Annotated in this window: 15 protein-coding genes; 6 read left to right on the top strand and 9 right to left on the bottom strand. The window is 71.0% G+C overall.

Features of this window, described 5'->3' with window-relative positions:
- Positions 1–105 precede the first annotated feature (105 nt).
- A complete protein-coding gene (locus tag G6038_RS15260; protein WP_165038686.1) occupies positions 106–1266 on the bottom strand; it encodes a hypothetical protein in 1161 nt (386 codons plus the stop codon).
- A gap of 12 nt (positions 1267–1278) precedes the next feature.
- Positions 1279–2205 carry a metal-dependent hydrolase gene (locus G6038_RS15255; RefSeq protein WP_165038685.1) on the bottom strand — a complete coding sequence of 309 codons (927 nt, stop codon included), beginning with the start codon at positions 2203–2205 and terminating at the stop codon, positions 1279–1281.
- Between the two features lie 249 nt (positions 2206–2454).
- Between G6038_RS15255 and G6038_RS15250 the strand changes: the two genes are divergently transcribed.
- Positions 2455–3105, top strand: a complete 651-nt coding sequence (locus G6038_RS15250; RefSeq protein ID WP_165038684.1) for a TetR/AcrR family transcriptional regulator — start codon at positions 2455–2457, stop codon at positions 3103–3105.
- Positions 3106–3216: 111 nt separating this feature from the next.
- Here the strand turns inward: G6038_RS15250 and G6038_RS15245 are convergent, their stop codons facing one another.
- Positions 3217–4758 (bottom strand): amino acid permease, encoded by a 1542-nt coding sequence (locus G6038_RS15245; protein ID WP_165038683.1) that lies wholly within the window; start codon positions 4756–4758, stop codon positions 3217–3219.
- A 216-nt stretch (positions 4759–4974) separates the two neighbouring features.
- Between G6038_RS15245 and G6038_RS15240 the strand changes: the two genes are divergently transcribed.
- The gene (locus tag G6038_RS15240) at positions 4975–5484 is read left to right on the top strand and encodes an Lrp/AsnC family transcriptional regulator (protein ID WP_165038682.1); all 510 of its coding nucleotides are present in this window, start codon (positions 4975–4977) and stop codon (positions 5482–5484) included.
- 106 nt (positions 5485–5590) lie between these two features.
- On the opposite strand, the gene G6038_RS15235 is transcribed toward G6038_RS15240, so the two are convergent.
- Together G6038_RS15235 and G6038_RS15230 are read right to left on the bottom strand one after the other, a co-directional pair.
- Positions 5591–6682: a Glu/Leu/Phe/Val dehydrogenase gene (locus G6038_RS15235; protein WP_165038681.1), complete on the bottom strand. Its 1092-nt coding sequence runs from the start codon at positions 6680–6682 to the stop codon at positions 5591–5593.
- Positions 6683–6736: 54 nt separating this feature from the next.
- Positions 6737–10198 (bottom strand): indolepyruvate ferredoxin oxidoreductase family protein, encoded by a 3462-nt coding sequence (locus G6038_RS15230; RefSeq protein ID WP_165038680.1) that lies wholly within the window; start codon positions 10196–10198, stop codon positions 6737–6739.
- A 674-nt stretch (positions 10199–10872) separates the two neighbouring features.
- On the opposite strand from G6038_RS15230, the gene G6038_RS15225 reads away from it, so the two are divergent.
- On the top strand, positions 10873–11193 hold the full coding sequence (locus tag G6038_RS15225) for a PASTA domain-containing protein (protein ID WP_165038679.1): 321 nt from the start codon (positions 10873–10875) through the stop codon (positions 11191–11193).
- Between the two features lie 221 nt (positions 11194–11414).
- Here G6038_RS15225 and thiM read toward each other — a convergent pair whose 3' ends face one another.
- The 4 genes from thiM to G6038_RS15205 all read right to left on the bottom strand — a co-directional run bounded on the left by thiM (position 11415) and on the right by G6038_RS15205 (position 18400).
- The gene (gene thiM, locus G6038_RS15220; protein ID WP_346772825.1) at positions 11415–12263 is read right to left on the bottom strand and encodes a hydroxyethylthiazole kinase; all 849 of its coding nucleotides are present in this window, start codon (positions 12261–12263) and stop codon (positions 11415–11417) included.
- Positions 12264–12300: 37 nt separating this feature from the next.
- Positions 12301–15312 (bottom strand): bifunctional [glutamine synthetase] adenylyltransferase/[glutamine synthetase]-adenylyl-L-tyrosine phosphorylase, encoded by a 3012-nt coding sequence (locus G6038_RS15215; protein WP_165038678.1) that lies wholly within the window; start codon positions 15310–15312, stop codon positions 12301–12303.
- A gap of 121 nt (positions 15313–15433) precedes the next feature.
- Positions 15434–16771, bottom strand: coding sequence for a glutamine synthetase family protein (locus G6038_RS15210; RefSeq protein WP_029544266.1), 1338 nt, complete (start codon positions 16769–16771; stop codon positions 15434–15436).
- Positions 16772–16855: 84 nt separating this feature from the next.
- Positions 16856–18400, bottom strand: coding sequence for an alpha/beta hydrolase (locus tag G6038_RS15205; RefSeq protein ID WP_165038677.1), 1545 nt, complete (start codon positions 18398–18400; stop codon positions 16856–16858).
- Between the two features lie 191 nt (positions 18401–18591).
- Between G6038_RS15205 and panB the strand changes: the two genes are divergently transcribed.
- From panB to pip, 3 genes are all read left to right on the top strand, one after another.
- Entirely contained in the window at positions 18592–19440 is an 849-nt protein-coding gene (gene panB / locus G6038_RS15200; protein WP_100059167.1) for a 3-methyl-2-oxobutanoate hydroxymethyltransferase, read from the top strand.
- 96 nt (positions 19441–19536) lie between these two features.
- Positions 19537–19977: a hypothetical protein gene (locus G6038_RS15195; RefSeq protein WP_165038676.1), complete on the top strand. Its 441-nt coding sequence runs from the start codon at positions 19537–19539 to the stop codon at positions 19975–19977.
- The gene (pip, locus tag G6038_RS15190) at positions 19977–20936 is read left to right on the top strand and encodes a prolyl aminopeptidase (protein WP_165038675.1); all 960 of its coding nucleotides are present in this window, start codon (positions 19977–19979) and stop codon (positions 20934–20936) included. The genes G6038_RS15195 and pip overlap by 1 nt, the downstream gene beginning before the upstream one ends.
- The last annotated feature ends 1 nt before the right edge of the window (position 20937 follow it).

Below are 20937 nucleotides of genomic sequence, written 5' to 3'. Positions count from 1 at the left end.
CCCGCCTTGCGATTCCGCACGGCGGGTGGATTCGTGTCTGCGGCCTCGTCGCCCGGTGCACGCGACTCCCCCGCCGCCGGCCGCCTTCGGCGTGCGCCGAACCTGCTATGCGACGTGCGTCGCGTCCCGCTCGTGGGCGGGAGGGGTGTCGTCCGGTTCGCCCCCTCCGCGCTGCACGGTGAACGTGGCGGCCACGCAGAGCAGTGCGACGACGAAACACGCCAGCGTGTACCACAGGTTTCCCACCGGATCTCCGGTGCTCGTCACGCCGTCGACGGCACGGAAGAAGTCGGGCAACGCGGTCGCCCAGAGGATCGCCATGACGGACAGGTACACCACGCTGTAGGCCTGGACGAAGCGGTTCGTGTAGGGAGGAACATCCGGCGCGCCCCGCCGCAGCCGCACCCATCGGCGCACGAGCACCACGCTCGCGACGAGCGTGACGACGACCAGTTCCAGCGCGTACAGCACTCCCCGGACCGTCGTACTTCCCATGCCCAGGACCGTCGCCGGGAGCGGGAGGACGAACGTGCCCAGCGACGCCAGCAGGCCGATCACGACCGTGCGCCACGCCAGCTCGAGACCGGAGAAGTGCCGGCCACGGTCGGCGTGGCGACCGACGAAGAACTGCACGCACAACGCGAGCGACATCGGCCAGAGCGCGGCGAACACCACCACACTCGGGAGCGGGACCGCATCGAACATGGGCTGGTTGATCGGGTTCGCCACCGACCAGTGCCACCATCGCAGCTGCGGTCCGAGGTGGTCGAAGATCTCGTAGAACGCGTGGTGCACGAAGCCCACGCAGACCGCACCGACGAGAACTCCATAGCGCCGGAAAACGCCCAGCATTCTGACGATCTCGAATGCCAGCGTGGCCATCAGCGGGTAGATCGCGACGATGTACAGCGGGAGCCGGCCCCACAGGAACTCCACCGTGAACACGTTGTGGGCGAACATCGTGTCCACGTGCTCCTCGATGCCGAAGGCGGCGGGGAAGTACAGCGGTGGCTCGATGAGGAACAGGTAGGCGGTGGCGCCGAACCAGAGCACCAGGTTGGTGGGGTCGCCGTGGCGACGCAGGCGCACGACGGCGAGCACGAGTGCGAGCACGGCGCCGAGCACGATGGTGACCTCGAGGACCGGAAGGGTCCAGTTCTCCAGTGCCGACGGGTTGCGGACCTCGACGAGGCCACCGGCTTCCTCGCACGAGAAGCCCAGGGACGTGGCGAGTTCGGCGAAGGTGGCTGAGCACAGGTCGGTCATCGCCCCGGCTCCCTACGATGCGACCGCGTCGGCGGTGTACCAGCGCGTGACGTCGTAGCCGTCCTCGTAGCGCCTGAACCACACGTCCGCGAGTGCCGGTAGCTTCTCGTGGGCCGGGTTGTGCTTCGGCAACTGGCTCCGGACGACTCCCGCCAGGGCGACGAGTTGCTCACCGAGCGGCAGATCGTCGAACGCGCGTGGCATCGGGCCGTGGTCCTCCGCGTGCAGCAGCGGCAACCACGTGCGCAGGCGTTGCTTGCGCCGGTAGGACGCGAACATCGACAGAGCGTCGATCTTCCGGTCCTCCAAGGGAACATGCTCGTTGAAGCCCTCGCAGGCCAGCCGGATGACCTTCAGCACATGGCGGAAGACCGAGGGGGCCACGCGCATCCGGTAGAGGTCGGAGCCGACGACGGAGTCGAAGACGACGAGCGCCGAACTCCGATGTTCGACCTCCTCGACGAAGTGCCAGATGAACAGCGACGCCACCCGGTCGTCTCCGGGCCGGAACAGGGCCGCCTCGTTGTCGAGCATCAGCTTGAACACCGGGGTGAAGGTCGCTTCGAGATCCGCGGTGTAGGCGAGGCGGTAGTTCAGCGAGGTCTCCGCGGTGAGCCGGTCGAACTCTCCGACGACGTCGTCGAGAGTCTCCCGGAGCCCCGGGTACCGCGTGATCAGGGCCTTGACGTGTTGGCGGTGTGCGGTCGAGTGCTGCCCCTCCTGACGCATGAAGGCGTCCGCCTCCGCAGCGACCTCGGGGTCGGTGATCAGCGGCTTGGTCTGGAGGATCATCTTCACGATCATCTTCTCGAAGCCGATCGCCAGGAACGAGACCGCGTTGGCCATGCTCGAGAAGGCCGGATTCGCCTCGTTCCACAGGAAGGGCACATCGTAGTCCTCGAACGCGAAGTTCATCTTTCGGATCTGCAGATCGGTCACGCGCTACCCCTCGTCGTCCGGAAATGGGCTGGGCCGGCGCCCCCGCGGAAGCCCCGAGCCACGGTGCCGCGATCATACACAGAGTGCCCGATACGTATGATGAGAACGTGTTATCGAAACGGTGGGCGGCGCCGCGAGCGACGGGTCACCCCCGTGCTACCGTCGGTCGTTCGAGCGGACGGCCGACAGGCCCCACCATGCGGAGAGCCCGTCGTTTCCGGATGCGGTGCGATCCGAGGAAGCGGAGCAGTGGCACGGAGACGCGGGTGGGGCGGCAGCCCCCCGGAGAACGACGACGAAGCGTCCCGCCGGATCGTTTCCGCTGCAGTCGATCTGATCGGTCGTACGGGTTCGGCCATCAGCATTGCCGATGTCGCGGAGTCGCTGGGCGTCATCCGCCAGACGGTGTACCGCTACTTCCCCAGCGCGGATGCACTGATGCGGGCCGCGGCGATCGCGTCGGTCGACGGATTCCTCGCCCGACTGGCCCGGCACATCCGCGGCCTCGAGGATCCCGTCGACGCGATGACCGAAGGCGTGGTCTACACCCTCGCCGAGGTACGCCGCACGCCGCATCTGGGCATCCTGCTCACGGGCACGTACTCGAACGTCCATCCCGACGGTCTCACCTCCGAAGAGGCGCGCGAGTTCGGGATGACGATGATCAAGCGTTTCGACGTCGACTGGGCGCGCTACGGGTACGACGACGCGGCCCTCGGCGAGCTCGTCGAATACGTGCTGCGCACGATGCAGTCGTTCTTCGTCTCCCCCGGCAACCCTCCGCGCAGCGACGACGACCTGCGGCGATATCTCCGACGCTGGATGGGCACTGCGATTCTCGCCCAGTGCCCGACCGCGGCACGCCCCTCCGCCGGCGGCGTGCGAGAAGACAGCGCGTGACGGGATCCGGCCCGGACCGGTGCTCCCGGTGAGACCGCCGATACCGCGCGCACGCCGTCGCACGGATGCGGCCCCGGAGCGGTCGCTCCGGGGCCGCGCCCGTTCGCCGCGCTACACCGGCTCGGGCTCGCGGACGACCTGCGGCGCCTCCGCCCGCTCGGCCGCCCCGGCCCGCAGCCGCTGTCCGAGCACCGACTTGCGCCGACCGTAGACGAAGTAGATCACCACTCCCAGGGCCATCCAGGCCACGAACCGCATCCACGTCTCGACGGACAGGTTGAGCATCAGCCAGCCGCACGCGAGGACCGCGAGGATCGGCACCAGCGGCACCAGCGGCACCCGGAACCCGCGCGGCAGGTCGGGGCGGGTCCGGCGGAGCACCATCACGCCGATGCACACCAGAACGAAGGCGAACAGCGTGCCGATGTTGACCATCTCCTCGAGCACACCCATCGGGAACACCGCGGCGAGGACGGCGACGATGCCGCCGACCAGCAGGGTGATGCGCACCGGGGTGCCCTTGCGGCCCGTCGTGGCCAGCTGCCGCGGCATCAGCCCGTCCCGGGACATCGCGAACAGCACGCGTGTCTGGCCGAGCATCATCACCATCACGACCGTGGTGAGGCCGGCGAGGCCGCCGATGTTGATCGCCATCTGCGCCCACGTGATGCCGTGCGCCTCGAACGCGGTGGCCAGCGTGGCGCTGCCGTCGCCGACGAGCGCGCTGCCCGTCCGCAGGTCGGTGTACTTCACCATGCCGGTCAGTACCAGCGTCACGCCGACGTAGAGGACCGTGACGATGGCGAGTGAGGCGAAGATGCCGCGCGGCAGCGCCTTCTGCGGGTTCTTCGTCTCCTCCGCGGTGGTGGCGACCACGTCGAATCCGATGAAGGCGAAGAACACCAGGCTCGCGGCGGCGAGCAGGCCGTACCACCCGTAGCTGCTGCCGTCGGCCCCGGTGAGCGCCGAGAACAGCGACTGGTGCACGCCGCTCGCGGCGCTCTGCGCTCCCTCGGCCGGCGGGATGTAGGGCGAGTAGTTGCTCTTGTCGATGTAGAAGACGCCGACCACGATGACCAGCAGGACGACCGCAACCTTGACGGCGGTGACGACGGCCGACACCCGCGACGACACCTTGGTGCCGACGACGAGCACGACCGTGATCGCGCCGACGATGAGCAGTGCACCCCAGTCGACCGCAAGCGGCCCGAGGTGCATCGTGGTGTGCCCGCTGCCGCCGAGCATGCCACCGAGGTACAGCGACCAGCCCTTGGCGACGACGGCGGAGGCGAGCGCGAACTCGAGGATCAGGTCCCAGCCGATGATCCAGGCGACGAACTCGCCGAAGGTGGCGTACGAGAAGGTGTAGGCGCTGCCGGCGACGGGGACGGTCGACGCGAATTCCGCGTAGCACAGGGCGGCGAGACCGCACGTGATCGCGGCGAGCACGAATGCCAGCGAGATCGACGGGCCGGCGACGTTGCCCGCGGTGCGCGCGGTGAGGGTGAAGATGCCGGCGCCGATCACCACGGCGACGCCGAACACGGTCAGGTCCTTGGCGGTCAGCTCCCTTCGCAGCCGCGAACAGGGTTCGTCGGTGTCCGCGATCGACTGTTCGACGGATTTGGTGCGCCAGATGCCGACTCCGGGCATGGTGTGCTCCTCGGGATGGGGTTGTGGGCCCGCCGGACCTCGTGGGCGACCGGGGGGTGACACTCACAGGCGACGCATTGTGGTGTCGCAGAGCGGGATTGCGTGAGCAATTCAGTGCAGCAATCATGGCACTGTCACAATTCGTGTCAACATCTTCCGCACCAGCTATTCACAATGCTCAAATGTGATGCGTATCACAATGGAAAGGGTGTCACCGTGCTCAGTTTCGATCGGCTCGACGCGGCTCTTCTCGCCGAGCTCACACACAACCCGCGGGCCGGCATCGTCGATCTGGCAGCGAAGCTCGGCGTCGCCCGCAACACCGTCCAGTCGCGGATCCGGAAGCTCGAGGAATCCGGCGCCGTGTCGGGATACCGGCCGGTGGTCGATCTACCGAAGCTGGGCCTGCCGCTGCAGGCGTTCATCGGCGCAGAACTGGTGCAGGCGCGGATGGGTCACGTCATCGCGGAGCTCGAGCGGTTCCCCGAGGTGCTCGAGGTGCACGCGACGACGGGACGGGAGGACCTGCTCATCCGGATGGCGGCGCAGTCGCAGGAGGATCTGCTCCAGCAGCTCGAACGCATCCATGCGATCGAGGGCGTCGCGCACACCACGACCACGCTGGCGCTGACGACGCCGGTGGCGTACCGGACACAGCCCCTGCTCGAACACCTCACCCGCGACTCCGGGCACGGGCGCTCCGCGCCGGTGAGCGACCGGCCCTGAGGGCCCATCGGGCCCTCCGGGTACGCGAGAAAGTCCTCGGCGCACGCGAAAAGGGGGAGGCACCGCGGTGCCTCCCCCTCGCTGTCGACGTCGCCTCTTCCGTCCGTCAGGCGGCGTCGATGCACCGCTCGGCGACGCGGTTCGCGGCCGCGCCGGGCCCGATGTCCAGGGTCCGCGACATCTCGAAGATCTCGGCCGTGCGGTCGAAGATCGCATCCACCCGGGACCGGACGACGGTCGGGTCGGATCCGTCGACCTCCCCCGCGACCTGGATCAGGCCGCCGGCGTTGGCGACGTAGTCCGGCACCCACGTGATGCCGCGGTCGCGCAGGATGTCCTCGACCTCCGGGCGGGCCAGCTGGTTGTTCGCCGCACCGCACACCAGACGCGCACCGAGCACCCCGGCGGTCGACGGGGTCAGCGTTCCACCCAGGGCACACGGTGCGTACACATCCAGTGGCGCCGCGACGACGCCGTCGGCGACCCGTGCCGCCGGGAACGCGGCGGCCACCCGGGCGAGGGCCACCGGGTTCACGTCCGAGACCACCACGTCGGCACCGTCCGCGGTGAGCAGCCCCACCAGTTCGTAGCCCACCTTCCCGAGCCCCTCCACACCCACGGTGCGGCCGGCGAGAGTCGTTGTTCCCCAGACATGCTCGGCTCCGGCGCGCATCGCCTGGAACACGCCGAGCGCGGTGAGCGGCGAACTGTCCCCGGATCCGCCGGCCGCGGGAGTGCGTCCCACCGCGTGCGAGGTATGGCGGCCGATCACATCCAGGTCGCCGGCGTGGGTACCGACGTCGGCGGCGGTGATGTAGCGGCCGCCGAGGGACTCGACGAACCGTCCGTACGCGGCGAGCAGCGCCTCGCTCTTGTCCGTGGCGGGGTCACCGAGGATGACGGCCTTGCCGCCGCCGAGGTTCACACCCGCGGCCGCGGCCTTGTAGGTCATGCCCCACGACAGCCGCAGCACGTCCTCGAGCGCCCGGGCCTCGTCGGCGTACGGGTAGAAACGGGTGCCGCCGAGCGCGGGCCCGAGCGCGGTGGAGTGGATCGCGACGATCGCGCGCAGGCCGGTCGCGGCGTCCTGACAGAAGACGACCTGCTCGTGTGGGCGGTCGGACAGGCGCCGGGATCGGCCGAAGACACCGGGGGCGGCGTCGGAGGTGGTCGGGCGGGCGAGGATCGAGGTGGTCACGTGATGGGTTCCTTTCCGGGAGAACGTGTTCGGGGGCCGAGAATCGGTGGCTGCTCAGACGTCGATCTCGACGCCGAGTTCGGCGAGCCGCGCGCGGTACTGCTCGACGGAGCGCAGCTTGACGTCCTCGTAGCCGCGGACCGTGTCCGGCAGTGCCGCGACCTGGACCGCGTGGTCGTAGGTGTCGGCATCGAGGTCAGCGGCGAGCCGATCGACCGTGGCGGTGTAGTGCGCGAGCAGGGCGCGTTCGACCTTCCGGACGTGGGCGTAGCCGAACGGGTCGAGCTTGGTGCCGCGCAGGCGCTTGCCCTTGGCCAGCACCCGCAGCGCCGCGTGCGACTTCGGTCCGAACCCGATCTTCGTCGTGCGGCCCAGCGCCCGCAGGACCGGCGGGTGCAGCCGGTAGGTCAGCTGCTCACCGCCGGGCACCTGGGCGCGTACCTCGTCGAGGAACGTGGGGTCGACGAGCAGTCGCGCGACCTCGTACTCGTCCTTGTAGGCGGTGAACTTGAACAGCCCGCGCGCGACGGCCTCGCTGAGGTCGGTGCGGTCGGTGACACGGCGTTCGGCCTCCCACACGGACTGCACCCGGTCGATGTAGCGGGCGGCGAGGCGTTCGCCCTGGAAGTCGATGAGCGCGGCGGCACGCACCCGCACGAGCCGCAGCACCTCGCCGTCGAGGGTGGTGTCCGCGAACAGGGCGTCCGGTGCGACGGTGGCCTTCGGCTGCGGGCGGGCCGGTTCGGTTGCGGCCGCGAACGCGCCGGAGTCGGCGATCGCCACGCGGCCCCACCGGAACGCCGCGATGTTCGCCGCCACCGCGACACCGTTGATCTCGATCGCCTCCTCGACGGACTCGGCGGGGATCTGCAGGCCGCCGAGTTGATGGGCGGCGCCGACGATCAGAAAGTTCGCGGCGGCGGTGTCGCCGAACAGTGCCTGCGCGGCGGCAAGGGCGTCGAACGAGGCCGACCGGCGGGTCGCCGCGTCCAGCCGGGACAGCAGCTCCTGTTCGTCGGGGTGGCGGATCGACCTGTCGTACACCATGTCCCCGGTGGGGGTGCGGCTCGTCGATGCCACCGCGACGGTCGTGGCGGGATCGGCGTAGGCGAGGTTCTTCGCATCCGCCGCGGTGAGCAGGTCCAGCGCCAGCAGGCACGACGCCCCGCCGGTGGTCACCCGGTTGCCGGGCTCGAGACCCTCGGCGGCGAACCGCAGGTGCGAGACCACCGGGCCGGCCTTCTGGCTCATGCCGATCTGGTCCAGGGATTCGACGTCGAAGCCGGCGCGCAGCGCGGCGGTCGCGAGCACCTGGTTGACGGTGACGATGCCGGTGCCACCGATGCCGGCGAGGAAGACGTTGCGGGTGCCCGCCGCGGAGCCGGGCTCGGGGTCGGGCACGGCCGGGGGCACCGGGGGGTTGCGGCGCTGCGGCGTACGTCCGGGCGCGACCTCGACCGTCACGAACGACGGGCACTCCCCGTCGAGGCAGGAGTAGTCGGTGTTGCACGACGTCTGGTCGATGCGGGTCTTGGACCCGAACTCGGTGTCGACCGGCTGCACCGACAGGCAGTTGCTCTTGACGCCGCAGTCGCCGCAACCCTCGCACACCGCCTCGTTGATCACCACGCGCGTGGTGCGGGCGGGCAGGGTGCCGCGCTTGCGCTGCCGCCGCGCATCGGCCGCACAGTGCTGGTCGTAGATGAGCACGGTGACGCCCGGGACCTCGCGCAGCAGCCGCTGCGCCTCGTCGAGCCGGTCGCGGTGCCAGACCGTGACGCCGCGCGCGAGGGAGCGTTTGCGGTGCCGCTTCGGTTCGTCGGAGCAGACGATGATCCGCCGCACCCCCTCGGTGGTGAGCTTGTGGGTGAGCGCGGGAATCGTCAGCGCGCCCTCGGCGTCCTGCGCCCCGGTCATCGCGACGACGTCGTTGTAGAGCAGCTTGAAGGTGATGTTCACCCCGGCCGCGACGCACGCCTGCACGGCGAGCTGGCCGGAATGGAAATACGTTCCGTCGCCGAGGTTCTGGAACATGTGGGGGATGTCGGTGAACGGTGCCTGACCGATCCACTGCGCGCCCTCGCCGCCCATCTGGGTCAGGCCGGTGACGGCGCTGTCTGCGCGGCCGGACATCGTGACGAGCGCGTGGCAGCCGATGCCGCCGCCGCCGATGGAGCCCTCCGGCAGGGCGGTGGAGCGGTTGTGCGGGCAGCCGCTGCAGAAGTACGGGGTGCGCTTGGCCGACAGCACCTCCAGGGGCAGCGACGGGAGCGGCGCGGGTCCGAGGTCCACGTGGCCGCGCAGTACCCGGCGCAGCGGCCCGCGGATCCGGCCGGCGGTCAGTTCGCCGTCGACGGGCATCAGCGGCCGGCCGTCGGCGTCCTTCTTGCCGACGATGCGCGGCGGGGCGTCGGTGCCGTAGAGGATCTCGCGGATCTGGGTTTCGACGAACGCGGTCTTGTCCTCGACGACGACGAGCTGGTCGAGACCGGAAGCGAATTCGCGTACCAGGTCGGGACCGATCGGGTACGGCATGCCGATGCGCAGCAGCCGGATCCCGGCGCGATGCAGGTCGACGTCGGTGACCCCGAGGTCGAGCAGCGCCTGCCGCAGCGCGTCGAACGTGGTGCCGGTGGCGGCCAGCCCGATCCGGGCGTGCGGGGGGTCGACCTCCACGACGTCCAGCCCGTTGGCCTTCCCGTAGGCGTGGACCATCGCCCAGCGCGGCCCGTACAGGTCGGCCTCGGCGATCACACTGTCGCTCGGCGCGGCCATCGGACGCTGACGGTATACGAACGGCTTTCCTTCCCAATCGATCTCGGGAACGGTGATGCGCAGGTCCGCGACCGAACCGTCGACGGACCACGCGCCGTCGGCGACGTCCGCGACGATCTTGAGCGCGACGAGGCAGCCCGAGGCGCGCGACAGCGCGACCCCGTGCAGGCCCATCGAGACGATCTCGGCGGCGTTGCGGGGGAAGAGCACCGGGATGCCGAGGGCCGCGAGGGACCGTTCGCTCACCGCGGGCACGGTCGACGACTTCGATGCCGGGTCGTCGCCGACCATCAGCAGCACGCCGCCGTTCGGGTCGACGCCGTACATGTTGGCGTGCCGCAGCGCGTCGGTGGCCCGGTCCAGGCCGGGGCCCTTGCCGTACCAGACACCGACGACAGCGTCGTGGGTGGGCGTGCCCGCCCCGAGCCGGCCCTGACTTCCCCACACGGACGTCGCGGCGAGCTCCTCGTTGAAACCGGGCACGAAGGTGATGTCGTGCTCGGCGAGGACCTTCGGCATGCCGTGCAGCAGCTTGTCGAGGCCGCCGAGGGGGCTGCCCGGATACCCGGAGACGAACGTGGCCACGCGACGTCCGTCGCGGATGTCACGGACGTGCTGCTCGACGAGCTGCCGGGCGATCGCCTGGACGCCGGTGAGCAGCACCGTGCCCGAGCCGGAGCGGTACCGGTCGTCCAGGTCGTAGGGAAGACGCTCGATCTCGCGGACCGCGGTCTCGGTCATCGCACACCACCGTTCCTTTGCTGCGACATGCGTTGCGCAGCGTCGCTCGAGTCACATCAACTGGTTCAGCAATGATCGACATAGCTGATTGATTCCGTCAACACACGAATTCTCAACGAATCATAATGTTCAAGTGTGACCCGCGACACACTCGAAAAATGGTCACCGTGATCAGCGGGCGGGCGTCGCACCACCGGCGACGCAAACCCGGCCGGCTCGATGCGCCGTAGCGGACCGGCCCGGCCGCGCTCGTTCCGGGAGCCGTCGCCCGACTCGCGAACGGTGCCGTTCGGTGGAGAAGTCCGCGCCGTGGACACCGACGCCGAGGGCGCCGACGCCGAGGACACCGACACCGGCCCGTTCCGGCGAGGCTGCCAGTTCTGCCGGATTTGTCAGGAGCCGGGAGTACCCTGAGGTGGCGTCGGCCGGTTCCGGGCCGGAGCGCCTGGGGAACTGCCGATGAAAGCTTGCACACCCCGCCATGCCGGGGCACTGTCGTCCACGGCCGGACCGTCGTCCGCGCCGCGGGGCCGCGCGCCGCCGCCCGGTCCCGTCCTCCCGACCGCGCCGATAGACCACATCTGACGGACCCCGCTCACCGCCGTGCCCGGGCGGACCGGGTGTCCCCCACCGGATTCACTCCATCGCGACATCGTTCCCGAAAGGACGTTGTCATGCGCACCACCCTCCCGGCCGCCCTGTGCGCGGCCGCCGCCACCCTCCTTCTCGGATCCGGCATCGCCGCAGCGCAACCCGCGCCCGACGTCGTCGGCCTCAGCGAACAACAGGCGATCGCCCTCCTGGACGCGGAAGGCATCCCGTACCGGATCACCAACCGCGCCGGCAGTCTGTCCGGCGAGTGTCGCGTCACCGAACAACGGGATCGCGGCTATCGCACCGAAGTCGACTACGTGTACGACCACGACGACGACGAGTTCGACCGCGTCGAACGGCAGGTGTGGTTGGGCATCGGCCTCGTCGTAGTCTGCCGCTGACCCCTCGCTTCGCGCACCGCATCGCGCACCACCGTGCGCCCCTCGCGACCCGGGGGATGCACGGTGGTGCCGCATGCGCCCGACCGATCTCGCAGAACCGCCTCGACGAACGTGTTCTCCCGCACCATCACCGGGCACGCATCGAGCGTCTTGCCCGAATTATCCAGTCCCGCAGGGGAATCACCACCCTGGCGGCACCCGACGTCCGGGGGGATCGGCCCTCACGCCTGCGCGGGGATGTCCAGCGGTTCGACGCGGGCGCGGACCCGGAGGACGTCCGCGTTCACCGCGTACAGGGCGTCGAGGAACGCGACGGCGAAGGAGCCCGGGCCCGTGGAGTTCCCTTCGGCGATCTCCGCGGCCACCGCCACGTGGGCGTGCGCGGCGGCGAGTCCGATCAGCGCCGTGGGGGCGACGGCGAGGTATGCCGCCGCGAGCGCGCCGAGCGCGCAGCCGGTGGCGGTCACGCGTGGGAGCAGGTCACTGCCGCCGCCGATGCGCAGGCCGGTCGTCGCACCGGCGGCGTCGCGGCCGACGAGGTGGTCCACGGGACCGGAGGCGGACACCGCGTCGGCGTGGGCCAGCAGCGCCAGCGCGGCCGGCACCGCGGCGGCGGGGTCGTCGGAGCTGTCGACGCCGCGGGTGGCGCCGCCCGGACCGGCCAGCGCGATGATCTCGGAGGCGTTGCCGCGGATCGCCGTCGGACGGAACGGGAGCAGATCCGCGGCCAGGCCGGTGCGCCACGGGAGGCCCCCCACGCCGACGGGATCGAGCACCCACGGGGTGCCCGCGTCCCGGGCGGCCTCGGCGGCGAGGGTGAACGCCGCCGCCGTCCCGTCGTCGGGGGTGCCGAGATTGATGAGCACGCCCCCGGCGATGCGGGCGAATCCGGCGGCCTCGTGGACGTTGTCGATGTGGGCGTTGCTCGCGCCGGCGGCGAGCAGGACGTTGGTCAGGAAGTTGGCGGAGACGACGTTGGTGAGCGACTGCACCAGCGGCACCCGGGCACGGAGAGCGTCGAGGGCGGCGGCGAGATCGTCGACGGTCGGGGGGATCGGGGCAGCAGTCACGATGAATTCCTGAGCTGGTTCCACGGGAGGACGGGCCTCACGTCCCGAACACCCGCTCCACGACCGCCCGCGCACGTCGAGTGACCCGCAGATAGTGGTCGAGGAACTCGGAGGCGTCACCACCCGACCAGCCGGCGACCTGGGCGACCGCCGACAGCAGCTTGCCCGGACCCGGCAGCTGGTCGGTCCGCTTGCCGCGCACCAGCACGAGCGCGTTGCGGGCGCGGGTGGCGGTGAGCCACGCGTCGCGCAGCAGTGCGACGTCCGCGCTGCTGAGCAGTTCTGCGGCGCCGATCGCATCGAGCGTCTCGAGCGTCGAGGTGTTGTGCAGCGACTCGATGTGGTGCGCGTGCTGCAGCTGCAGCAGCTGCACGGTCCACTCGATGTCGGCCAGGCCGCCGCGGCCCAGCTTGGTGTGGGTGGCGGGATCGGCACCGCGCGGCAACCGTTCCGAGTCGACCCGGGCCTTGATCCGCCGGATCTCGCGCACCGCGTCGTCCGACACGCCGCCGGCCGGGTACCGGGTGGCGTCGATCATGTGCAGGAACCGCAACCCGAGCTCCGCATCGCCGGCGACGGCGTCGGCCCGCAGCAGTGCCTGCACCTCCCACGTCTGCGCCCACTGGGTGTAGTACGCCTGATAGGACGCGAGGGTGCGCACCATGGGTCCGCTGCGCCCCTCGGGGCGCAGGCCGGTGTCGACCTCGAGCGGCGGATCCGTGCTCGGCGCGCCGAGCAGGGTGCGCACCCGCTCGGCGACCTGGTTCGCCCACTTCACCGCGGCGGTTTCGTCCGCCCCGGCGTTCGGCTCGCAGACGAACAGCACGTCGGCGTCGGACCCGTAGCCCAGTTCGCCACCGCCGAGACGGCCCATGCCGATCACGGCGAGCCGCGCCGGCGCCGGCCCGTCCTCCTGCTCGGACGCCTTGATCACCGCGGTCAGGGCAGCCTCGAGCACCGCCGCCCACACCGCGGACAGCGCGCGGCACACCTGCGGTACGTCCAGCATCCCGAGGATGTCGGCGCTCGCGACGCGGGCGAGTTCGGCCCGGCGCAGCGACCGGGCCGCGTTGATCGCCTTGTCGGGGGCGTCGTAGCGGGCCGAGGAGGTGACGATGGCCTTGGCGACCTCGTCGGGCCGCGGTTCGAGGAGCCGGGGCCCGCCGGCGCCGTCGGCGTAGAGCCGGATGACGTCCGGGGCCCGCAACAGCAGGTTGGACACGTAGGCGGAGGACCCGAGCACGGTCATGAGCCGGTCCGCGACGGACGGCTCGTCGCGCAGCGTCCGCAGGAACCACACCCGGTCGACGAGGGCCTCGGACAGGCGGCGGTAGGCGAGCAGCCCGGCGTCGGGGTCGCTCGTCTCCCCCAGCGCCTCGAGCAGTTGCGGCAGCAGCAGCGCCTGGATGCGGGCCTTGCGGGAGGCACCGCCGGACAGTGCCGTCAGGTGGCCGAGCGCGTTCTCCGGTGCGCTGTAGCCGAGCGCAGCGAGCTGCCGGACCGCGGCGTCGGGCGACAGCCGCAGCGCCTCCTTGTCCACCCGGGCTACCGACTCGAGCAGAGGCCGGTAGAACAGCTTCGCGTGCAGCTTGCGCACCCGCGCCGAGTTGCGCTTGATCTCCGACTCGAGCACTCCGAGCGCATCGTGCCGTCCGTCCGGGCGCATGTGCGCGGCGCGGGCGAGCCAGCGCATCGCCTCCCGGTCCTCCGGGGGCGGCAGCGTGTGGGTGCGTTTGAGCCGCTGCAGCTGCAGACGGTGCTCGAGCAGCCGCAGGAACTCGTAGGAGGCCCGCAGGTTCGCGGCGTCGTCGCGCCCGACGTAGCCGCCGTCGGCGAGGGCGGACAGCGCCTGCACGGTGTTCGGTACGCGCAGCGACTCGTCGGCGCGGCCGTGCACGAGCTGCAGCAGCTGCACCGCGAATTCCACGTCGCGCAGGCTGCCCCGGCCCAGCTTGAGTTCCCGCTCGCGCAGCTCGGCGGGCACGAGTTCCTCGACGCGCCGGCGCATCGCCTGCACCTCCGGCACGAACGCGTCCCGCTCGGAGGCCGTCCACACCATGGGGCTGAGCGCCTCGACGTAGCGCCGACCGAGGTCGAGGTCGCCGGTCATGGGCCGGGCCTTGAGCAGTGCCTGGAACTCCCACGTCTTGGCCCAGCGCTGGTAGTACGCGACATGCGAGTCCAGGGTGCGGACCAGTTCCCCGCGCTTGCCCTCGGGACGCAACGCGGCGTCGACCTCGAAGAACGCCGAGGTGCCGATCCGCATCATCTCCCCGGCGATGCGGCTGGCGCGGGCGTCGGCCGGCTCGGCGACGAACACGACGTCGACGTCGCTGACGTAGTTGAGCTCGCGGGCCCCGCACTTGCCCATCGCGATGACGGCCAGGTCGACGGGGCAGGGACCGTCCGGGACGACGCCGGCGACGGCCACGGCGAGGGCCGCCGTCAGGGCCGCGTCGGCGAGGTCCGCGAGCCGCTGCCCCACCTCGAGGTACGGCAGGACCGGTTCGTTCTCGACGACGGCCGCGAGATCCGCGGCGGCGAGCAGCGCCAGCTGGTCCCGGTAGCCGGTGCGCAGCGCGGCCACGGCGGCCGGCCCGGTGATCTTCGCCCGGTGGATCAGACGGTTGTCCCTCGTCCCGGCCTCGGGTTCGGCGTCGACGTAGCCGAGCATCCGGTCGGTGAGGGTCCGCCTGTCGGGCAGCTGCAGCTTCCCGGCGAGGCCACGCCACCGATCCGGGTGGGCCACGACGTGGTCGCCCAGGGCGGACGACCCGCCGAACAGGCCGAACAGCCGCCCGCGCAACCCCTTGTCGGTGCGCAGTGCCGCGTCGAGTTCCGCCCAGCCGTCGCCGAGCGCGTCGTGCAACCGGGCAAGGGTGCGCAGCGCGAGGTCCGCGTCCGGTGCGCGGGAAAGGGCCCACAACAGTTCGGTGCTGTCGGTGTCGGTCCAGCCGAGCTGCCGGAGCTCGTCCGGGGCGGTCGGGGCGAGGAGGCCGAGCCGACCGGCGCTCGGTATCGCCGAACGCGCCGACGGCGGTCTTACCATGGCGCCACCGTCGTTCCGGCGCGGGACACTACCGCCCGAGTGGGCACGGACCTCACCTCTTCGTCGTCGTCAACCCCTCCGGTCCGCGGCGACTCCCCCGTGCGGCCGCGGCCGGCAAGGGTTACAAGCCCAGGTACTGATCCAGCTCGTACGGGGTGACCTGGCTGCGGTAGTTCTCCCACTCCGTCCACTTGTTGCGGAGGAAGAAGTTGAACACGTGCTCGCCGAGCGCCTCGGCCACCAGTTCCGACTTCTCCATCTCGCGCAGGGCGATGTCGAGGTCGGTCGGCAGCTCGCGGTACCCCATGGCGCGCCGCTCCGCGGAGGTCAGTGCCCACACGTCGTCCTCGGCCTCGGGTGCGAGCTCGTAGCCCTTCTCGATGCCGCGCAGACCGGCGGCGAGGAGCACCGCGAACGTCAGGTACGGGTTGCAGGCCGAGTCGGGTGTGCGGATCTCCACCCGGCGCGAGGACGCCTTGCTCGGCGTGTACATCGGCACCCGCACCAGAGCCGAACGGTTGGACGGGCCCCAGCAGGCCGCGGTGGGCGCCTCGCCGCCGTGCACGATGCGCTTGTAGGAGTTGACCCATTGGTTGGTCACGGCACTGATCTCGTTGGCGTGCTCGAGCACCCCGGCGATGAATGCCTTGCCGGTGGCCGAGAGCTGCAGCGGATCGTCGGGATCGTGGAAGGCGTTGTTCTCGCCCTCGAACAGGCTCATGTGGGTGTGCATGGCCGAGCCCGCGTGCTCGCGGAACGGCTTGGGCATGAACGTCGCGCGCACGCCCTCCGACATCGCGATCTCCTTGACCACGTAGCGGAAGGTCATCACGTTGTCGGCCATGGACAGCGCGTCGGCGTAGCGCAGGTCGATCTCCTGCTGACCGGGCGCGGTCTCGTGGTGGCTGAACTCGACGGAGATGCCCATCGACTCGAGCGCGTCGATGGCGTGGCGGCGGAAGTTCGGGGCCGAGCGGTGCACCGACTGGTCGAAGTAGCCGCCGTCGTCGGCCGGGACGGGCGGCGCGCCCGGTTCGCCGTTCTCGACGAGGAAGAACTCGATCTCGGGGTGTACGTAGCAGCTGAAGCCGAGGTCGGAGGCCTTGTTGAGCTGGCGGCGCAGCACGTGCCGCGGGTCGGCCCAGCTGGGGGTGCCGTCGGGCATCGTGATGTCGCAGAACATGCGGGCCGAGTACTGCTGGCCCTTGCTGTCGGCCCACGGCAGCACCTGGAAGGTCGAGGCGTCCGGCCGGGCGACCATGTCGGCCTCGGAGATGCGGGAGAATCCCTCGATGGCCGATCCGTCGAACCCGATGCCCTCCTCGAAGGCCCCTTCGAGTTCGGCCGGGGCGATCGCCACGGACTTGAGCGTTCCGACCACGTCGGTGAACCACAAGCGCACGAACCGAATGTCGCGCTCTTCGAGGGTGCGGAGCACGAACTCCTTCTGGCGATCCATACGGCCGAGACTAGGCACAGTGCGTTAAATCCGTGTTACATCCGCGGGTTGTGGTCCCGGCGTGTCGCTCACATCGTCGCGCCGTCAGCAGCGCGGGTCCGCCGCCGGCGCCTGCCCGGTCACGAAGTACCTGATCACCGGGTCGTCGACACAGGCCTCGCCGTCGAGCACGACGGTGTGCTGGGTCCCCGTGAAGGTGACGAGTGCGCCGCCGAGTTGCCGCGCGAGGTCCACACCCGCCTGATACGGCGTGGCGGGATCCTCGGTCGTGGAGACGACGAGCACGGTCGGCAGGCCCGGCACGTCCGGGGTGTGCGGCTCACCGGTGTGCGGCACCGGCCAGAAGGCGCACAGATCCCGCGGCGCGGCGCCGCTCGCGCGGCCGTCGTCGAGGAACGGCGCGGCCTGCCGGTACAGCCGGTCGGCCTCGGCCGCGACCGCCGCGTCCGTCACCGGCGGGTCGTCCACGCACCGGATCGCATTGAAGGCGTCGGTGGAGTTGCTGTAGGTGCCGTCGTCGCCGCGTCCCTCGTACAGATCGGCGAGCAGCAGCAACGTGTCGCCCCGGCCCTCGGTCAGCGCCGCGAGTCCCGCCCGCAGCGAGCCCCACAGCCGCGGCGAGTACAGGCCCTGCTGCACCCCCGTGATCGCGTCCCGGTGGCTCAGGCCGCGCGGATCCGTGGTCTCCGCGGGCGCCGCGATCAGCGGGTCCACCAGTGCCCGGAACCGGCCCACCGCCGCGGCCGGGGCGGCGCCGAGCACACAGTCGTCGTAGCGGGCGCAGTCCGCCGCGAAGGCGTCGAACGCCGTCTGGAATCCGGCCGCCTGCAGCAGGACCTCGTCGAGGGGGTCCTGCTCGGGATCGAGCGCACCGTCGAGCACCATCGTCCGCACCCGGTCGGGGAAGGTCTCCGCATAGAGCGTGCCGATCCGGCTGCCGTACGAGAACCCGAGGTAGTTCAGTTTCTCGTCGCCGAGGACCGAGCGGAGCACGTCCATGTCGCGCACGACTTCGCGGGTGCCCATGTGGGCGAGCAGGCCGGTCCCGGCGCGCTGCGCGCACGCGTCGGCGTAATCGCGGTGCCGCTGCTCGGTCCGCGCGATGCCCTCGGGGCTCATGTCGCCGTCGTCGGTGGCGCGGTCGGCGTCCGCCTCGGCGTCGGTGCGGCAGCGCACCGCGGGCTCGGAGGCCCCGATGCCGCGGGGATCGAATCCGATCATGTCGAACCGGTCGGTCAGCTCGGTGCCGTCGGCCACGGTGGCGAGCCCGATCCCGGACGCACCCGGCCCGCCGGGATTGACGAGCAGCGAGCCGATCCGCTGCCCGGACGCGGGCGAGCGGGAGATCGCCACCGTGATCGTCTCCCCGTTCGGCACGTCGTAGTCCAGCGGCACCGTGATCCGCGCGCACTGCACGCGGCGGGGCAGCTGTGCGGCGTCGGTGCCGTAGTCCCGGCACGACCCCCACTGCACCTGCTGCCCGTAGAACTGCTCGAGGCCGGCCGGGACGCCGATCGGCGGCGTCCGCGGCGGCGCGGTCTCGGTCGTGGTGCTGCAGCCGGCGGCGAGCAGCACCACGGCGGCCACCGCGACGGTGCGCGCCGGGACGCGGAGAGACAGGGAGGACACCCAGCGATGGTGCCACGGGCCGCACCCGCGCCGGCGCGGCCGGTTCGGGTCCGGATCGCCGCCGCATCCGGCGGATGTGACCAATCGCACCGCCGGCGCCGCTACTGCCCGAATGGAGCCGGTGGCAGACTGAGACCGTCATCACCCAACCCGGGGACCCGCACGGGCCTCGAGGCAGAAAGGGACCTCTGATGTCCGAATCCACCGCTGCCCTCTACGGCGGCTCCGCCCCGTCCGCCTCCCCCCGGCGCAAGACGCGGGTCCATCATCTGCAGGCCATGAAGGCCGAGGGCCGTCGCTGGGCCGAGCTGACGGCGTACGACTACTCGAGCGCCCGCATCTTCGAGGAGGCCGGTATCCCGGTGCTGCTCGTGGGCGACTCCGCCGCCAACGTCGTCTACGGCTACGACACCACCGTGCCGGTCACGGTCGACGAAATGCTCCCGCTGGTGCGCGGCGTGGTGCGCGGCGCACCGCACGCCCTGGTGATCGCCGACCTGCCGTTCGGCACCTACGAGGCGTCGCCGGAGCAGGCTCTCGCCACCGCCATCCGCTTCATGAAGGAGGGCGGCGCCCACGCCGTCAAGCTCGAGGGCGGCGAGCGGGTCGCCGCGCAGATCGCCGCGATCGCCGCCGCCGGCATCCCCGTCCAGGCCCACGTCGGGTTCACCCCGCAGTCGGTCAACAGCCTCGGCGGATTCCGTGTGCAGGGCCGCGGCGACGGCGCCGAACAGCTCATCGCCGACGCCATCGCCGTGCAGGAGGCCGGCGCCTTCTCCGTGGTCATGGAGATGGTGCCCGCCGACATCGCCGGCCAGGTCACCCGCAAGCTGACCATCCCCACGGTCGGGATCGGTGCCGGCAACGAGTGTGACGCCCAGGTCCTCGTGTGGCAGGACATGGCCGGATACACCAGCGGCAAGACCGCGAAGTTCGTCAAGAAGTTCGGCAGCGTGGGCGACGAACTACGCCGCGCCGCGGCCGAATATGCTGCAGAGGTGGCGGCCGGGACGTTCCCCGGTCCCGAGCATTCCTTCTGATCCGGCAGGACGAGGGGAACCTGCGGCCGGTCCGGCCGGCCGGAGGTTCCGCTCACCCGTAGGCCGGGCCTTACCGACCCGCGAGGTGCACCCCACATGATTCGTCCCCGTCGCACACTGCTCGCCGTTGCCGTCGCCGGTGCGGCGATCGCCGCCCTGGGCGGGTGCGCGTCCGGCGGCCAGCCCGCCCCCACCGGCTCGGCCACCGCCTCGACGCAGCCGACGACCGGCACCGGCGTGGCGACCGCGCCGAGCGCGCTGCCCGGTGGGGTCACCGAGGCCCAGGCCGCCGAGCTGTGCTCGCAGATGGAGGCCCAGCTGCAGAGCTGGCGAACCTACACCCCGTCCATGAGCAAGCCCGGCTTGAACCTGCTGGTCGGCGAGTGGGCGGCCCGCAACGGGATCGACATGCTGGCGCTCGCCCAGGACCGTGACCGTGTCGACACGATCGCCTCGGCCCAGTGCCCGGAGGTGCGCAGCCAGGCACTCGAGGCCCTGCAGATCCCGACCCTCGCCTCCGCGCTGGTCGGTTTCTGATGCCGTTGCGGCAGCCGTACCCGCCGATCGAGCCGTACGAGCAGGACCTGCTCGACGTCGGCGACGGCCAGCGCATCTACTGGGAGGTCAGCGGGAATCCCGCCGGCAAGCCGGTGGTGTTCCTGCACGGCGGTCCGGGCGGCGGCACCTTGCCCGCGCACCGGCAGTTCTTCGATCCGGAGGCGTACCGGATCGTGCTGTTCGATCAGCGCGGCTGCGGTCGGTCGGTGCCGCACGTCGCCGACGGCGCCGATCTGTCCGCCAACACCACCGAGTATCTGCTCACCGACATCGAGACCCTGCGGCGGCATCTGGGGATCGGCCGCTGGCAGGTGTTCGGCGGCTCGTGGGGGTCGACGCTGGCCCTGGCCTATGCGCAACGCCACCCGCACCGGGTCACCGAGCTGGTGCTGCGCGGCATCTTCCTGCTGCGCAGCAGCGAGATCGACTGGTACTACAACGGTGGCGCCGGGCAGCTGTTCCCCGAGCTGTGGGAGCGTTTCCTGGAGCCGCTGGCCGGTGCACCGGACGGTGAGCATCCCGTCGACACGTACCACCGGCTGCTGCATTCGCCCGACCCCGACGTCGCGCTGCGGGCCGCCGTGGCGTGGTCGACGTGGGAGGGAGCGACCAGCGCCCTGCTGCCCACCCCGGAGCGGGTCGTGGAGACGTCGGAACCGCGTTTCGCTCTCGCGTTCGCGCGCATCGAGAACCACTACTTCCGCAACCGCGGCTTCCTCGAGGAGGGGCAGCTGCTGCGCGACGCCGGACGGCTGCGCACCATCCCCGGCGTGATCGTGCAGGGTCGCTACGACGTGGTCTGCCCCGCGGCGAGCGCGTGGGAACTGCACAAGGCGTGGTCCGGCTCGGAACTCGTCGTCGTCGACGACGCCGGGCACGCCGCGAACGAGCCCGGCATCACCCATCACCTGCTCGAGGCGACCGACCGCTTCCGCTGAT

The sequence above is a fragment of the Rhodococcus sp. 14C212 genome, from assembly GCF_011058195.1.
Classification (GTDB): Bacteria; Actinomycetota; Actinomycetes; order Mycobacteriales; family Mycobacteriaceae; genus Rhodococcus; species Rhodococcus aetherivorans.
The sequence above is the reverse complement of the archived record's forward strand: the minus strand, read 5'-3'. Positions and strand labels throughout refer to the sequence as shown.

What these genes read in the sequence shown, in the direction of transcription:
- G6038_RS15260 (WP_165038686.1), bottom strand. Translation starts at nt 1,266, where the DNA reads ATGACCGACCTGTGCTCAGCCACCTTCGCCGAACTCGCCACGTCCCTG.
- G6038_RS15245 (WP_165038683.1), bottom strand. Translation starts at nt 4,758, where the DNA reads ATGCCCGGAGTCGGCATCTGGCGCACCAAATCCGTCGAACAGTCGATC.
- G6038_RS15230 (WP_165038680.1), bottom strand. Translation starts at nt 10,198, where the DNA reads ATGACCGAGACCGCGGTCCGCGAGATCGAGCGTCTTCCCTACGACCTG.
- G6038_RS15225 (WP_165038679.1), top strand. Translation starts at nt 10,873, where the DNA reads ATGCGCACCACCCTCCCGGCCGCCCTGTGCGCGGCCGCCGCCACCCTC.
- G6038_RS15215 (WP_165038678.1), bottom strand. Translation starts at nt 15,312, where the DNA reads ATGGTAAGACCGCCGTCGGCGCGTTCGGCGATACCGAGCGCCGGTCGG.
- G6038_RS15210 (WP_029544266.1), bottom strand. Translation starts at nt 16,771, where the DNA reads ATGGATCGCCAGAAGGAGTTCGTGCTCCGCACCCTCGAAGAGCGCGAC.
- panB (WP_100059167.1), top strand. Translation starts at nt 18,592, where the DNA reads ATGTCCGAATCCACCGCTGCCCTCTACGGCGGCTCCGCCCCGTCCGCC.
- G6038_RS15195 (WP_165038676.1), top strand. Translation starts at nt 19,537, where the DNA reads ATGATTCGTCCCCGTCGCACACTGCTCGCCGTTGCCGTCGCCGGTGCG.
- pip (WP_165038675.1), top strand. Translation starts at nt 19,977, where the DNA reads ATGCCGTTGCGGCAGCCGTACCCGCCGATCGAGCCGTACGAGCAGGAC.